Here is a 14,115-nt window from a genome sequence, read left to right as displayed (position 1 = left end):
CATACCTGACAAGAAAGGTCACCTGTCGGGGAAGGCTGTCGGCTCCAATTTTGCCACTAATATTTTGTAGCTATGACACTTAAGACTACTACACTCCGAGGAGTGATCAGGCTTCAGATCATGGTCAACCACTTGATACGGCCGTTGCCCATCCAGTCTGCCGTGATCAATGGATTGATACTGATACTCAGACTGGTGCTGGCTGCCTTTGTCTGCACTGATTGGGGAAGAGCGTTGCTTGGTCTATCGCTGCGGACGGAGCTTGATCCGGAAGAGTGGAAGGCCCTGGGCATGACTGACACATGGCAAATGGCATGGATCAACAGCCTTGAGGTTGTATTCCGTTGGCTTGAGGCGGGTGTTATCGCAGTGGGCCTCAATACCCGCTTCATGGTGCTTGCTGTTGTTTGCACGATGGTGTATCAATCATTCTGGGCGTCACCCGATGCTAATCTGGTGGTGCAATTCGTAATTATAGCCCTGGTGCTAATTCTCCTTGTGCTTGGATCGGGCCGCTATGGGCTGGATCAACTCATTGTGATCAACGGTCGAAAAACCAAACAGCATTGGTGGGCAACAGCTTTTAAAAAACTGGCTGGAAAAAGGGCTGTTAAACCGGAAATGCAATGAAAAAGCTTCTCCTGATCATACTTGGAGTGTTGATTGCCATTGTTACACTCTTTTTTAGTAGCCCTTCCAATGAGCAGCCCGGAGACGTTGAAAAGGGTGGCGGAGAGTCGGCCGGGCAATCCACAGGTGGAGGCTTCGAAAGGTTCGACTTTTTGGCAGACTTTGATAACTTTCCTTCAGAAAGTTTAAAGCAAGCATGTTACACGTTTACAAAATTTTAATAGCTGGAATATGAAGTTTTTGAAAATAGCCACCATTGTTGTATTGTCTTTAATCACCATTTGTGCGCTAAGTGTTCTGGTAATTTTGGGAATAGACAAGCGCAGTGCCGATTATCTCAGCATAGCCGAGAATGAGCAACTCAAAGCAAACTCTTACTTGATTACCAACATCAATCTGGTGCCGATGACTTCGGATACTGTTTTGATGAACCAGTCGGTGCTGGTAAGGAATGGGCGTATTGAGCAAATTGGCCGTGGTATTTCGGCAGAGGGCATCACGGTAGTCGATGGACAGGAACAGTACTTGAGTCCGGGCCTGATCGACATGCATGTACATGTTTGGGACAGGCAGGAGCTGGGGCTTTATCTCGCCAACGGCGTGACGACAGTAAGAAACATGTGGGGCATACCCTTCCATTTGAGACTTAAGCAGGAAATAGCAGATGGTGAATTGCTGGGCCCCACCTTTTCTACAAGTACGCCCAAACTTACAGGGCCAAATGATGAAGGCGTCGACAAAGTGCAGATTCAGTCGCCTGAGGAAGCAAAAAACCTCATAGCCCAATACAAGGCTGATGGATACGATTTCATAAAAACTTATGCCGGCATGACGGAGGAGATCTTTGATGCCGTTCTTGAGCAGGCCAAAGAAGAGCAAATGACCATTGCGGCGCATCCCAGCTTTGAGGTCGCCTATAGCTATCATTTCAAACCGGCATTTGAGAGTGTTGAACATACCGAGGAGATTGTGCAAACAGCACTGAGATTTGACATAGATAGTGTAAAGTTGAAGCAGGTGGTGGACTTGTATGTGCAGCACGGCATGGCGCACACGCCGACGCTGAGCATTTTCCAAAACATTATTGATATCATCGAACAGGGAGAAGGTATGCTGAATGGTGAGGAGGCCAGCTACATGAACCCCACTTTTGTGGCCCTAGGCTCTATGGATGATTACAATAGATGGACGAGTGAACAGCTTTACAACCCGGAAACTTTGGAAAGAATAAGTAACCAGCATGAACTGCATCAGGATATAGTGAAGATGATGCACGAAGCAGGAGTTACTCTTCTTTGCGGCACCGATGCGGGTATCATGTTTGCAGTGCCTGGTTTTTCGCTACACGAGGAGTTGTTCTATTTTCAGCAAGCTGGACTTACGCCTTATGAGGCATTAAAAACAGCAACAATTAATCCTTCGAAGGCATCGCAAAGGTATGCTGATGCCGGTACCATCGAAGTGAGAAAATGGGCCGACCTTGTCCTCTCGAAGAGCAATCCGCTTGATGACCTGAGCACCCTGCACCAGCCAGTGGCAGTTTGGGCTCAGGGGCGGCTGATTGATGAGGAGTGGATACAGCTACTCAAAGACCGGGCGAAAAGTAGAAAAACTGGAGCCGCTACTTTACTTCGAATCGTCGAAAGCCTGCTGTGAAACATACCAACATGGTAGAATAAACCTGATTATCCTGAATAGACACAGGAACATTTAAACCAAAATTTACAGTGATACGAATGATTTATCTGGTCATGGAGTGACCATGAGTGGCATTGCCATGGCTAAAAGCCAGTGCCGATTCATCACCAGCCAGGTAATCGCTTCTTAACTAAAGTCAATGAAACACATCATTGGGGTGACTTGTTTTGCCTCATCAAACTCAAAACAATAAGAACTATGAAAACAATCTTTACCGGAGCGCTATGTCTCCTGCTAGCCTTGACCGCCTTTGGCCAGGGAAAGCAATTCACAATCAGTGGATACCTTAAAGATGAAAGCAATGGAGAGGCTCTGATCGGTGCCAACGTTTTTGTCAGAGAGATATCGGGTGGCACCACGGCCAACGTTTATGGCTTTTATTCCATTACGTTGGCAGAGGGTAGTTACAACCTGGACGTCAGCTATGTTGGTTACGGCGACACACACAAGGTTATTGACCTGACCCAGGATATTAGACTGGATTTGGAACTGCGGTCGGCTGACGCAGAACTGGAAACAGTAGTGATCACCAGCGAGGCCATCGACGAAAATGTGGCCAGCATTGAAATGAGCACCATTGAGCTGGAAATGAAAGCCATTGAAAAGCTACCGGCATTTGCCGGGGAGGTGGACGTGCTTAAAAGTATTCAGTTGCTGCCTGGTGTCAGTTCTGTAGGCGAAGGTACTGCTGGTTTCAATGTGCGTGGAGGAAGCGTCGGGCAGAACCTTGTATTGCTTGACGAAGCTCCGGTGTACCAGTCGTCACACCTGTTTGGCTTCTTTTCGGTGTTCAACCCTGACGCTGTGAAAGATGTGAAGCTGTACAAAGGTGGTATACCCACCCGCTACGGTGGCCGCTTATCCTCCATTCTCGATATCCGCATGAAAGAAGGCAACAACAAAAACTATGATGTAGCCGGAGGTGTTGGTACCGTGTTTAGCAGGCTGGCGGTGGAAGGGCCAATTAAGAAGGATAAGTCTTCCTTCATTATTGCGGGTCGCCGGTCGTATGCCGACGTGCTGGTGCGGCCTTTTACCAACATGCTGTCCGACGGCGCAGGCATGTATTTCTACGACCTCACTGCCAAAACCAATTTTAACATCAATGATAAAAACCGTGTGTACGTTTCCGGCTACCTGGGGCGTGACGTTTTTTCGTTTGACGAGTCACAGGGTTTCGACTGGGGCAATCGCACAGCCACGGTACGCTGGAATCACCTGTATGGCAACAAGCTCTTTTCCAATTTCTCAGCTTTTTACAGCAACTACGACTACGGCTTCAGCTTTGGCACCAACAAACTGGATAAGTTCGACTGGGCCGCTGAAGTAAGCACCTGGAATTTCAAGCCGGAGTTCAACTGGTTTCTGAATGTGAACAATGAGCTAACCTTTGGAGGGGAAGCAATTTTGTACGGCTTTGAGCCAGCCAATGCCTCGACTGTGAACAATGGCATCAGAACCGATATCAGCCTCGACAGGCGCAAAGCCCTGGAAACAGCTGTTTATCTCAGCAATGACCAGAAGCTTAGTAACAAACTGTTTGCTCAATACGGAGTGCGGTTCAGCTATTTTAATAATCTGGGGGGCAGCCTAATGACCTATGGCGACACTCTGGCAGGTGTGGAGAAGCCGTTACTTTCAGTTACAGAAAAAGGCAACTGGGAGTCGATCGCTTCTTATCAAAACGTTGAGCCGAGGGCCTCGCTGAGGTATCAGCTTTCGGAGTCGAGCTCTATAAAAGCCAGCTACAACCGCATGAGCCAGTACATCCATCAGATATCTAACACTACCGCTTCTACGCCAATTGATATTTGGCAGCCATCGGACAACAACATTGCTCCGCAAATGGGTAATCAGGTGGCCATGGGCTACTTCAGGAACATCGGTGGAAAGCATTTCGAGACCTCTGCCGAAGTGTACTACAAGTGGAACAAGAACCAGGTCGACTACATTGATGGGGCTGAGCTGTTCATCAACGAATTCATCGCCTCTCAGCTGTTGTCAGGCGTTGGCAGGGCTTATGGTTTGGAGCTTTATGTGAAGAAGAACGCCGGGAGACTGACCGGCTGGGTGAGCTACACACTTGGCAAGTCGGAGCTGAAAGTGGATGGGATCAATTTTGGAAACGACCGCAAGAATCACGAGGGCAACTGGTATGCTACCCGTTTCGATCAGCGCCACAACCTCAAGGTGGCTGGCTTCTACGACCTGACTGAGAGGGTTTCCCTTTCCGCCAACTTTAGCTTCATGTCAGGCACACCCACCACGTTTCCAACGGATCGTTACATGTCAGCAGGTTACGTCATTCCCTACGTGAGCGGAAGTGAGAGAAACAATTTCCGGATTCCAAACTACCACAGGCTGGATGCTTCACTTACCATCAACAATGTGTGGCGTGGCAAGAAGAACCGGTCGGGCAATGACCATATCGTTTTCTCCGTGTACAACCTGTACGCCAGAAAGAACCCTTTCAGTATCTACTTTTCTCAGGGCAGGGACAGACAAATGGCAGATGCCCCACAGCAAACAGCTGCTAAGCAGCTTTCTCTGATAGGCACGCTGATTCCCGCCGTTACTTACAACTTCAAATTTTAACATTCAACAACAATGAAAAAGATCATATATATCGCATTAATCGCTCTTGGCATTGGTTGCGAAACAGCCATTCAGCCGGAGCTCAAAGAAGCCGAGGAAATACTGGTGATAGACGCCTGGCTTACTCAGAAAATGGAAAGGCAGAAAGTGATGGTGTCACGATCGCAACCGTATTTCGATAACTCCTACCCAAGCCTGACACCTGGAGCGCAGGTAACGGTGGAAGACCTTAACACAGGAGTGGTTTACAACTTTCAGGAAGGTGCCGATGCCTACTACTGGGATCCTGCCGATGCGCCGCTGGGCGAAGTAGGCCATACTTACAAACTGGAGGTTACTTACGGTGGAGAAACTTTCGAGGCGCTGTCAACGCTCGGTCGTGTGCCTGAGGTTGATACCATATTGTACAAGTACAATTCCAAAGACTTCAATATACTGGAATCTTATTATTCAGCTGAGTTTGTGGCGGTTGACCTGGTGGGGCCCGGCGATGCATATTGGATCAAGGCCTGGAAAAATGGTAACTACCTGAGCAAACCGTCAGAGATCAATATTGCTTTCGATGCGGGCCTATCTCCCAGCCAGTCGGTGGATGGGGAAGTGTTTCACCAGGTTATTCGCCGTGACTTTGTGAACCCGTTGGATCCAATGCCAGACAGAAAAAACTACTACCATCCGCCTTACAAAATCGGCGACTCGTTGTATGTAGAGATTCATTCGATTGACCCTGTGGCTTTTGAGTATTTGACAGGCGTTATCCTGCAGACCAACAGGCCAGGAGGTTTCTCTGAGCTTTTTGCTACGCCCCTTGCCAATGTGATGACTAACGTGAAGAGTACCAACGAAAATTCGAACACCAGCGTGGCAGGTTTCTTCAATGTGTCGGCTGTGAGCAGCGGCGGAGGAAGGATCACCCTGGAAATTGCAGACGAGGCGAAGGCGGACGCTGGAAAATAGTGAAGTTTCTCTTCTGGTGTAACTGACGATTCATTTTTAATAGGGTTCAGACCCCGCCAGGATGGTTGCTTTAGTTAACGAGCAATCCCTTTTCAAAGGGATTGCTCTTTTATTTTCCAGGCATTCTTTTGAAAAAAAACAAGTATTCTCTCTTCTTAACCAAAGTCAATGAAATCGGTTTTTCACCACTCTAATTTTGGGTATTCAAAAACGAAAAACAGTTAAATCAATTTCAAAAACTCAAAACAATGAAGAAGATGAAAAAGTCAATTTCAACAATCGCAGTAATGATCATGATGGTGGTTATCAGCTCTTGTGGAGCTGGTAGAGCCATCATGCTTAACCAAAATCAAAGCTCCACTCAGGTGCATCTGAAGGAGGATAATTTTAAGGTGGTCAGCAGTGTCAGCGGTAGCGCTGAGGCAAAGTACTGGGTGCTGATCGGTGGAAGAAAAAGACAGCAGATGTACAACGAAGCGTACGCTGAAATGGTGAAGTCGGCAGAATTGATCGACGGCCCCAGAGCGTTGGTGAATTTGCTTACAGAGGAGCATGTCGGTGGTGTGCCTCCATTCTTTATCAAGAGAACCATTACCGTTAGCGGCCACGTGGTAGAATTCAACAGATAGTTAAAAACTCAAAAGGCCGGTGTTGACCACCTCGGTTGACCCCGGCCATTTTCTTCAACAACAAAAATTAAAACCATGAACTCAAATAAAAAAATGGCAAGGATCGCCGGATTCTTGTATCTCATTATTTTCATTACCGCTGGTTTCAGCGAAGGCTACGTACGGGCCGGTGTGATGGTGCCTGGCGATGCAGCAGCGACGGCTCAAAACATTGTAGCTGCTGAAGGGCTGTTTCGTCTCGGCTTTGCAGCCGACCTGGTGGCTTTTCTGTGCGACCTGGTGGTGTCCGTGCTGCTGTATCAGCTGCTTAAGCCAGTGAATAAAACCCTTTCGCTCACAGCAGCGCTACTTCGGTTGCTGGCTCATCCGGCCATCGCCAGCGTAAACCTGCTCAACCACTACATGGCCCTGCAGCTACTCAATGGCTCCGACTACCTGGCGGTATTCAGTCCCGATCAGCTCAACGCTTTGGCGCTGTTTTTCCTCAACATGCACACAGTTGGCTACCTGATCGCAGGGGCATTCTTTGGCCTTCATTGTGTATTGCTTGGCTACCTGATCATCAAGTCCGATGGCTTCCCAGCCTGGTTGGGGACTATGATCATCATCGCCGCTTTGGGCTACTTAATCAACAGCTTCGGCAATTTTCTGGCTCCGGGACACGAAGAGCTCTTCGACAATATAGTGGTGGGGCCGGCAGTGCTGGCAGAAATGTCACTCTGTCTGTGGCTACTGATCAAGGGTGTGTCAGTCAGAAAGGTGACATCGAAGGCCGTCGGAGCCTGATTGTAGAAATAAGATCAGAAAACTCAAACTCATTAATCAAAATGAATGCAATTATATATCAACGATATGGTGCGCCGGATGTACTGGAACTGAAGGACGTACAAAAGCCCACGCCGGGGCCCGGTGAGGTGCTCGTAAAAGTGCATGCAGCCTCCGTAAATGCGGCTGACAAGCACCTGTTGAGAGGGCAGCCGTTTCCTGTTCGAATGATGGCTGGTTTTTTCAAGCCGAAGAACAAAATCCTTGGTGCCGATATGGCCGGAGAGGTTGAAGCCGTTGGCAAAGGCGTGAGTTATTTCAAGCCTGAAGATAAAGTGTTTGGTGAGCTGTCGGCTTACGGCTTTGGCGCATTTTCAGAGTACGTAGCAGTTTCCGAAAAAGCGTTGGCACACATGCCATCAGATGCCTTGTTCGGAGAAGCTGCCGCTTTGCCGATGGCGGCTGTAACTGCCCTACAGGGGCTACGGGACAAAGGGCAGATCAGTCCCGGAAAGAAGGTGCTGATCAACGGAGCTTCCGGCGGCGTGGGCACCTTTGCCGTGCAGATAGCCAAAGCTTTCGGTGCGGAAGTGACTGCCGTAGCCAGTACCGGCAAGACGGAGTTGGCGAAGATTCTGGGTGCAGACCACACCATTGACTACAAACTGGCTGACTTCACAAAGGGTGATGAGTGCTATGATCTCATTTTTGACGTCGTGGGTAATCATTCGGTGTCAGCGCTGAAGCGAGTGCTTAACAAGCATGGCAGGTATGTGACAACCGCTTTTTCGCCTGGAGCCATGTTTTTGGGCCCATGGATTGCTATCACTGAAGGCAAGAAAATGATCAATATGCTAGCCAGTGCCAACAGAAAAGACCTCGAGGCAGTCAGGCAGATGGTGGAGGCTGGCGAGGTAAGGCCGGTAGTGGAGAGAAGCTATCCGCTGGCAGATGTTGCAAAAGCCATCAGCTATATGGAAGAAGGGCACCCGTTTGGGAAGATAGTGATACAAGTACAGTGAAAATAAGGCGGGCGGAGGACTACCTCTTCTCCGCCACCCTCTTCCTGATCCTGCTCAGCGACTCCGGTTTCACACCCAGGTAGCTTGCCAGGTGATACTGAGGTACCCGGTTAAGCAGACCTGGTCTGGTTTCGAGAAGGTTGAGGTAGCGCTCTTCGGGGCTCTGGATGATGTAGTTGGCCAGCATTTCCTGCTGCTTGCCGAAATCATCCTCCATCGAAAGCCGGCAAAGCGATTCAAACTTTGGATGCTTTCGGTACAGCTCCTTCTCCTTTTCGTACCCAAATACAGCCAGGGTGGTGTCTTCTACGCACTCCAGATAGTGGTTGGCGGGCACTTTGTTGAGGTAGCTGTTCATGGAAGCGATCGACTGCTCTTCGGTATAAAACTGGGTGGTCTTCTCTTCACCATCAGAAAGGTAGTAGTGGCGTACGCAGCCTTTGATGTTGAAATAACACTCGGTGGCTATTTGGCCTTCCCTCAGCAGGATCGTACCTTTTTTGAAGCTGCGAATGGGAATGCAGTCGTTGAGCACCTCGGTTTCTTCTTCGGTGAGGGTCATGTGCTGACCAATCATTTCGGAGATATTCTTTACCATGACTTCTGGTTTGGTTAATAGCAGGCGGCCAGATCATGCCTTGTTAATGATATGTTAAAGATAGAAACTATCTGCAATTTGGTTAGGCTATACGTTTATTTAGAGGTGTAGTTCTGACTTTTTAAAAATGAACCCACAACTAATGGTTGGGGTAAAATCTAAAACTCAAGAATTTCAACAATGACAAAAAAAGCAATACACTTTTTTCTATCTCTTTTTATGGCTTCAGCTGCTATTGTGGTAAATGCCCAGGATGGGAAGCTGACCCACGAAGACTCTCTGAACACAGTGCTCGAAAAGTATTATGAACTTAACTTGAAAGTCTTCCAAGCCAACTCCCAACCGAAAGACATAGACAATATTTTTGACCTTTTCACAGACGACTTTGAATATATCCATCCCCATTATGGCGGCACTTATTCTCGTCAGGATCTTTATGATGGCTATGTCCGTAATCAGAAAAATGGAGGCTACGATGGGAGCGTTGTAGACATCAAAATCCACAACAAAATCGCAGGGCTCAATGCTATTGCCGTTAGCAGAAGCTATGTGACCAGAAAAGACGGGAAAGAGGAAGTTGGCGAGGCCCAAATGACCCTTTTCGAATTCAGGGACGGGAAGATTGCCAGGATCTACGAATACTGGTAGAGTTTCCCTTTGGGTAGGATGGTAAATGAAAAGATGGTTGTTTCGGTGTGCCCTGCCCAAGGGAAGTTAATGCCTAGATCTCTCTAAAAGTCGTGCCGGCAGCCAGCACCAGAAAACCTACTAATAACAGCGTGTAGTTGTACTCGCTCAGAATCTGTACATGGGCGTAGTGACCAATGATGCCGAGAACGCCAGAGATTAGTCCGATGATCCAGGTAATTTTCTTCGGTGCGGAAGGTGCTTTCATATTGACTGTTTTTTTAAGGTCGATGGATGTGAGAAAAAGAAATAGGGCAACAGAATGGCTATTGCCCTATTCTGATATTATGATTTGTGCTGAAAAAGGTAGAACAAGCCTAATTGAAAGCCTCTGTTGTAAGAGTTAGACGCATTGTTTTCGCTGATGTCGGTCAGGCCATGAACGTATCGAAGGTCATATCCAAAACCTGTAGAGGGCTTCACGTAACTCATTCCCACTACTAGTCCTATGTCGGTGCTTTTATAGTTATTTTTCACGTCGGTACTGTTACTGCCGATTTCCGATTTAGCACTGGCCAAAATGCCCAACTGCGGGCCTGCTTCCAGTCTGAACCCATTGTCGAACATGTATTGAAAGAGTAGCGGGATGTTCACATAGTTCAGGTTGAGCTTTACATCGTTGTCGCCACTTTTGTATTGAGTACCCTGTCCGGAAAAAACAATTTCCGGTTGAAGCGCAAATTGATTGTCCATATGGATATGACCCAACAAACCCACATTGAAACTGAGTTTGGGGTCGAAGTTGCCGCTATTGTCGCCCTTGATCGTGTAGGCGTTCAGGCCGCCTTTCAGGCCGACATTTACGTGTTGTGCCTGGGTAGAAACAGTTACCAACAGAAGGGCAATAAGTGTGAATAAAAGAGATTTCATATTTTTCTTGGGAGTGGAGTCCACCACTACATTATGGTGGATCATCAAAGTGAATGCAAAGCTCACTGCAATGGCCGCTGGAATTGTTGCACAAGCGCAGCTATTAGTTACATATATCACGGATGGAGGGGTCGCTTTGACGCAAGCAGACTGGGTGATGAGGTGGCTAGAATGGAATATAAATTGTAGTTTTATTTGCCGGCGTTACTTTTTGCTCACATGTGCGACTATCTGAGCAAAACAGGAATCCCATGGACAACAAATCTAAACAGCAAGTATTCAAGGAGGCGTATCAGCCTTGTAGCAAACCATTTCTACGCTATTGCTCCGCATTGGCCTATGGAAAAATGGAGGCGGACGATCTGGTGCAAGACGTTCTTCTGACTGCCTATGAGCGGTTTGAAAGTATCAGACAGAAGGATCATCTGCTACACTATTTGATCAGGGCAGCGAGGAACCGTGCCATCAGTGTTTGGCGGAGGTCAAAATTCAAAGCAGACTGGGTAGAGCACCATATCACTCAAATGTCAGCTGGTGATGTTTCACAGGACACGCTTGTTGATATCCAATTTTTGTATGGGGCCTTGGACGAGTTACCCTGGAAGCAGCGGGAAGCCATCATTCTTTTCGAGATCAACGGGTTTCATATTAAAGAAATAGCTGCCTTACAAAACACTTCTGAGGGAGCTATTAAAAGCGCCTTGGTAAGGGGACGAGCCAAACTCAGGCAGTCGCTGGAGTCGCCGGAGAAGAAGCGCAAGATTTTTATTTGGCTTTTCTCAACGGGTTCAGCTGGCCATATGCCAAGTCTGGGTTTAGATGAACTATTTAAAAAGCTGGCACAGTCCGACATGGGAGTAAGTGCCGGTCATCTGGAAAGAGTCTTTGCTAAGGCAATGACTCATCACGGAGCAATTTCTGGCGCCTTTTCGATAGCCAAGGCAGGGTCTTTCGCCAAAAGCGCTCTTTCAATTGCACTCGTAGGCTCTCTGGTTTGCATGAAGCCGGCAGTTGACAAAGATCCGGAGATCAGTTCTGATGCTTCATCCATCGAGCGGGCGAGCGTGCCAAATTTCAACCTTTCCTGCAAAAGTATGAGCCAACCTGGTATGACTATTAAGCCGTTAATGTTAGGGGGTTTTCAGGTGCAAGTGGTGGAGCTGCCTGAAGTGAAGGGGCCCGATGAACGACCAACCTTCTCTTTTGCTCCGGTCGCAAAAGCTCAGTCGCCCATCAGACTGGCTTCGCATGTCGTAGCTTCCGCCACAATCGGCCAACAAATTATTTTCCCGGCGAAAAACGAAAATTCGCCTGACACCAACAGCACCAATACCTGGGGTACGAACTGTGATACCGAAATAACTATTTTACCCGAGCAATTAAAGGTCTTCAAAAGGAAGTTACTTGACCGCCTCAGATCTGATAAGCTAAGCAATAGAAAGAATGGGAAAACGACTATTATCTTTAAGGAGGGAGGGTTAATGTTGAATGGACAACTCATTCCGGATGATTTGGAAAAAGGATACTATAGACTACTAGGTGATTTTGAGATAACGCCATGCCCCATACGCCTGATAGAGATTACGGATGACTATGTCGCCGTCGGGGATATCATGCCGGATGGCTTTCACGGTACTTTAATGGGTAAAATTGACCTCATGGATCTACCAAAAAGCCTTAACTAGCAAATAGACTTTCATGGGAGTGTAGACAGAAGAGGTGGTGGTCAGACAGGATTAAGTCAGGGGAAAGCAGGCATTCATTTAACCAACTGTGTAGGATGCCTTACCATTTTAAATTCTTTTCAGTATAATTATAGGAGCTGACTTAATGATGCCCATGCATGATTGGTCAGCTCTTACATTCTACTTAAACACAACCACTGTTAACCTATGACACATCCTCAATCCAGCCGCCGCCAATTCATTAAAAATACCGCTTCTGCAGCCACCGGCATCGCCTTGCTTTCTTCATTACCCAAAGGAGCCATGGCGATGATGCAGGAAAAACCAAGGATCAGGTTCTCTGTCATTGGTATGAACCACGGCCATATTTATGGTATGACAGAGGCCGTGAAGCGAGGAGGAGGAGAACTTGTTTCGTTCTACGCCCCAGAGCGAGAATTAGTAGCAGCCTTTTCTAAAAGATATCCTGAAGCAAAACTGGCCAAAAGCCAAAAGGAAATACTGGATGACAAGTCCACTCAGGTGGTGCTGAGTGCTGGCATTCCGGTAGACAGGGCTCCTCTTGGTGTCGAAGTAATGAAGGCTGGCAAAGACTACCTGGTGGACAAACCGGGCATCACTACCCTGGCGCAGCTGGCGGAAGTGCGCAAGGTGCAGAAGGCCACAGGGCGCATTTACGATATCATGTTCAGCGAAAGGTTGGAGAACAAGGCGACCGTTAAGGCTGGGGAACTTGTGCAATCTGGCGCCATCGGTAAGGTGATCCAAACAATAGGCATGGGCCCACACAGGATAGGTCTGACAAACCGGCCGGAGTGGTTTTTTGACAAAAAGTACTTCGGAGGCATTATCACCGACATTGGCTCCCATCAGTTTGATCAATTCCTGTTCTTCACAGGCTCTACCACAGCTGAGGTGATTGCGTCCCAAGTAGGTAATAACAAATACCCGGAATATCCGCAGTTTGAAGACTTCGGCGATGTGATGGTAAAAGGCAATGGCGGAGCGGGTTATGTGCGAGTCGACTGGTTTACACCCGACGGACTTGGCTCCTGGGGCGACGGACGCCTGACAATACTCGGAACGGAAGGCTATATTGAGATAAGAAAAAATATCGACATCGCCTCCGGGCACAAAGGTGGCAACCACCTGTACATGGTGACCCAGAAAGAAACCCAGTACATCGACTGCAATGATGTGGAGCTGCCCTTTGGTAGGTTGTTTGTGGATGATGTGCTCAACCGCACCGAAACTGCCTTGCCGCAGGCACACGTATTCCTTGCTACAGAATTGGCTCTCAAGGCCCAGGATCAGGCAAAGAAGCTGGTGATTACGAAATAGCCGAATGGTTTTGAGTTAAGTGACTGAAGAACGTCGATGATATGACGCCATCCGATAAACTCATACATCACCTGCAGCAAACCATTCCGCTTACGGAGAACGAGGCGGAATTGGTGAAGCAGAGTTTTAAGGAAGTTACCTTAAAGAAGAAGGAGATGCTTCTCTTCAAAGGCGAAATTTCTTCGCACATGCGGTTCATAGCCGAGGGCTGCCTCAGGAGCTACTACATGGATGAGGAGGCGAAGGAGCACGTTATCCAGTTTGGTATCGAGGGGTGGTGGATCAACGACTTGTATAGTTATCTCACCCAAACGCCCGCCAGGCAGTTTATTCAGGCCATCGACGACAGTGTGCTTCTTCAAATTCACAGAGATACCCTAAACAGGCTTTATGATGAGGTGCCCGCAGTAGAACGATTTTTCAGAATGAAATTCGAAACTGCCTACGTGGCCCTGCAGGATCGCACCATCAACTCAATGAGTAAAACCGCCGAGCAGCGGTATGTGGAGTTTCGCTCCAGGTACCGGGACATTGAGCAGCGGGTACCCCAGTACATGGTGGCCTCCTACCTAAAAATCACCCCCGAGTTTTTAAGTGCTATCAGAAAGAATTTGAATTGATAGAGAAGTTCAGTCAGG

At 48.0% G+C, this 14,115-nt stretch carries 15 protein-coding genes; 12 read left to right on the top strand and 3 right to left on the bottom strand.

What is annotated here, in order from left to right; genetic code table 11:
• The first annotated feature begins 72 nt into the window (after positions 1–72).
• The 8 genes from RIG68_RS17600 (at position 73) to RIG68_RS17565 (ending at position 8,296) form a co-directional block, all read left to right on the top strand.
• Positions 73–630 carry a hypothetical protein gene (locus RIG68_RS17600; protein ID WP_350125146.1) on the top strand — a complete coding sequence of 186 codons (558 nt, stop codon included), beginning with the start codon at positions 73–75 and terminating at the stop codon, positions 628–630.
• Positions 627–851 (top strand): hypothetical protein, encoded by a 225-nt coding sequence (locus RIG68_RS17595; RefSeq protein WP_350125143.1) that lies wholly within the window; start codon positions 627–629, stop codon positions 849–851. The genes RIG68_RS17600 and RIG68_RS17595 overlap by 4 nt, the downstream gene beginning before the upstream one ends.
• 10 nt (positions 852–861) lie before the next feature.
• Positions 862–2,286, top strand: coding sequence for an amidohydrolase family protein (locus RIG68_RS17590; RefSeq protein WP_350125140.1), 1,425 nt, complete (start codon positions 862–864; stop codon positions 2,284–2,286).
• Between the two features lie 240 nt (positions 2,287–2,526).
• Entirely contained in the window at positions 2,527–4,923 is a 2,397-nt protein-coding gene (locus RIG68_RS17585; RefSeq protein WP_350125129.1) for a TonB-dependent receptor, read from the top strand.
• A gap of 12 nt (positions 4,924–4,935) precedes the next feature.
• A complete protein-coding gene (locus RIG68_RS17580) occupies positions 4,936–5,880 on the top strand; it encodes a DUF4249 domain-containing protein (protein ID WP_350125126.1) in 945 nt (314 codons plus the stop codon).
• A 257-nt stretch (positions 5,881–6,137) separates the two neighbouring features.
• On the top strand, positions 6,138–6,509 hold the full coding sequence (locus RIG68_RS17575; protein WP_350071997.1) for a DUF6567 family protein: 372 nt from the start codon (positions 6,138–6,140) through the stop codon (positions 6,507–6,509).
• A gap of 75 nt (positions 6,510–6,584) precedes the next feature.
• Positions 6,585–7,295 carry a DUF4386 domain-containing protein gene (locus tag RIG68_RS17570; RefSeq protein WP_350125123.1) on the top strand — a complete coding sequence of 237 codons (711 nt, stop codon included), beginning with the start codon at positions 6,585–6,587 and terminating at the stop codon, positions 7,293–7,295.
• 41 nt (positions 7,296–7,336) lie between these two features.
• Entirely contained in the window at positions 7,337–8,296 is a 960-nt protein-coding gene (locus tag RIG68_RS17565; protein WP_350125120.1) for an NAD(P)-dependent alcohol dehydrogenase, read from the top strand.
• A 19-nt stretch (positions 8,297–8,315) separates the two neighbouring features.
• Here RIG68_RS17565 and RIG68_RS17560 read toward each other — a convergent pair whose 3' ends face one another.
• The gene (locus tag RIG68_RS17560; protein WP_350125117.1) at positions 8,316–8,894 is read right to left on the bottom strand and encodes a Crp/Fnr family transcriptional regulator; all 579 of its coding nucleotides are present in this window, start codon (positions 8,892–8,894) and stop codon (positions 8,316–8,318) included.
• 180 nt (positions 8,895–9,074) lie between these two features.
• Here RIG68_RS17560 and RIG68_RS17555 point away from each other — a divergent pair, with 180 nt between their 5' ends.
• The gene (locus RIG68_RS17555) at positions 9,075–9,542 is read left to right on the top strand and encodes a nuclear transport factor 2 family protein (RefSeq protein ID WP_350125115.1); all 468 of its coding nucleotides are present in this window, start codon (positions 9,075–9,077) and stop codon (positions 9,540–9,542) included.
• A gap of 73 nt (positions 9,543–9,615) precedes the next feature.
• Here RIG68_RS17555 and RIG68_RS17550 read toward each other — a convergent pair whose 3' ends face one another.
• Both RIG68_RS17550 and RIG68_RS17545 read right to left on the bottom strand, forming a co-directional pair.
• Entirely contained in the window at positions 9,616–9,789 is a 174-nt protein-coding gene (locus tag RIG68_RS17550; RefSeq protein WP_350125112.1) for a hypothetical protein, read from the bottom strand.
• Positions 9,790–9,866: 77 nt separating this feature from the next.
• The gene (locus tag RIG68_RS17545) at positions 9,867–10,451 is read right to left on the bottom strand and encodes a porin family protein (RefSeq protein ID WP_350125110.1); all 585 of its coding nucleotides are present in this window, start codon (positions 10,449–10,451) and stop codon (positions 9,867–9,869) included.
• A 251-nt stretch (positions 10,452–10,702) separates the two neighbouring features.
• Here RIG68_RS17545 and RIG68_RS17540 point away from each other — a divergent pair, with 251 nt between their 5' ends.
• From RIG68_RS17540 to RIG68_RS17530, 3 genes are all read left to right on the top strand, one after another.
• Positions 10,703–12,136 (top strand): RNA polymerase sigma factor, encoded by a 1,434-nt coding sequence (locus RIG68_RS17540; protein ID WP_350125108.1) that lies wholly within the window; start codon positions 10,703–10,705, stop codon positions 12,134–12,136.
• Between the two features lie 207 nt (positions 12,137–12,343).
• A complete protein-coding gene (locus RIG68_RS17535; RefSeq protein WP_350125105.1) occupies positions 12,344–13,477 on the top strand; it encodes a Gfo/Idh/MocA family protein in 1,134 nt (377 codons plus the stop codon).
• 41 nt (positions 13,478–13,518) lie between these two features.
• Positions 13,519–14,097 (top strand): Crp/Fnr family transcriptional regulator, encoded by a 579-nt coding sequence (locus RIG68_RS17530; RefSeq protein ID WP_350125102.1) that lies wholly within the window; start codon positions 13,519–13,521, stop codon positions 14,095–14,097.
• Positions 14,098–14,115: the final 18 nt, after the last annotated feature.

It is taken from the genome of Imperialibacter sp., assembly GCF_040222385.1.
Classification (GTDB): domain Bacteria; phylum Bacteroidota; class Bacteroidia; order Cytophagales; family Cyclobacteriaceae; genus Imperialibacter.
Note: the sequence above shows the minus strand (reverse complement) of the source record. Positions and strands in the feature narration are given on the sequence as shown.

Excerpts from the sequence above, each read along its gene's own strand:
- RIG68_RS17600 (WP_350125146.1), top strand. The coding sequence starts at position 73 with ATGACACTTAAGACTACTACACTCCGAGGAGTGATCAGGCTTCAGATC.
- RIG68_RS17595 (WP_350125143.1), top strand. The coding sequence starts at position 627 with ATGAAAAAGCTTCTCCTGATCATACTTGGAGTGTTGATTGCCATTGTT.
- RIG68_RS17590 (WP_350125140.1), top strand. The coding sequence starts at position 862 with ATGAAGTTTTTGAAAATAGCCACCATTGTTGTATTGTCTTTAATCACC.
- RIG68_RS17585 (WP_350125129.1), top strand. The coding sequence starts at position 2,527 with ATGAAAACAATCTTTACCGGAGCGCTATGTCTCCTGCTAGCCTTGACC.
- RIG68_RS17580 (WP_350125126.1), top strand. The coding sequence starts at position 4,936 with ATGAAAAAGATCATATATATCGCATTAATCGCTCTTGGCATTGGTTGC.
- RIG68_RS17575 (WP_350071997.1), top strand. The coding sequence starts at position 6,138 with ATGAAAAAGTCAATTTCAACAATCGCAGTAATGATCATGATGGTGGTT.
- RIG68_RS17570 (WP_350125123.1), top strand. The coding sequence starts at position 6,585 with ATGAACTCAAATAAAAAAATGGCAAGGATCGCCGGATTCTTGTATCTC.
- RIG68_RS17565 (WP_350125120.1), top strand. The coding sequence starts at position 7,337 with ATGAATGCAATTATATATCAACGATATGGTGCGCCGGATGTACTGGAA.
- RIG68_RS17560 (WP_350125117.1), bottom strand. The coding sequence starts at position 8,894 with ATGGTAAAGAATATCTCCGAAATGATTGGTCAGCACATGACCCTCACC.
- RIG68_RS17555 (WP_350125115.1), top strand. The coding sequence starts at position 9,075 with ATGACAAAAAAAGCAATACACTTTTTTCTATCTCTTTTTATGGCTTCA.
- RIG68_RS17550 (WP_350125112.1), bottom strand. The coding sequence starts at position 9,789 with ATGAAAGCACCTTCCGCACCGAAGAAAATTACCTGGATCATCGGACTA.
- RIG68_RS17545 (WP_350125110.1), bottom strand. The coding sequence starts at position 10,451 with ATGAAATCTCTTTTATTCACACTTATTGCCCTTCTGTTGGTAACTGTT.
- RIG68_RS17540 (WP_350125108.1), top strand. The coding sequence starts at position 10,703 with ATGGACAACAAATCTAAACAGCAAGTATTCAAGGAGGCGTATCAGCCT.
- RIG68_RS17535 (WP_350125105.1), top strand. The coding sequence starts at position 12,344 with ATGACACATCCTCAATCCAGCCGCCGCCAATTCATTAAAAATACCGCT.
- RIG68_RS17530 (WP_350125102.1), top strand. The coding sequence starts at position 13,519 with ATGACGCCATCCGATAAACTCATACATCACCTGCAGCAAACCATTCCG.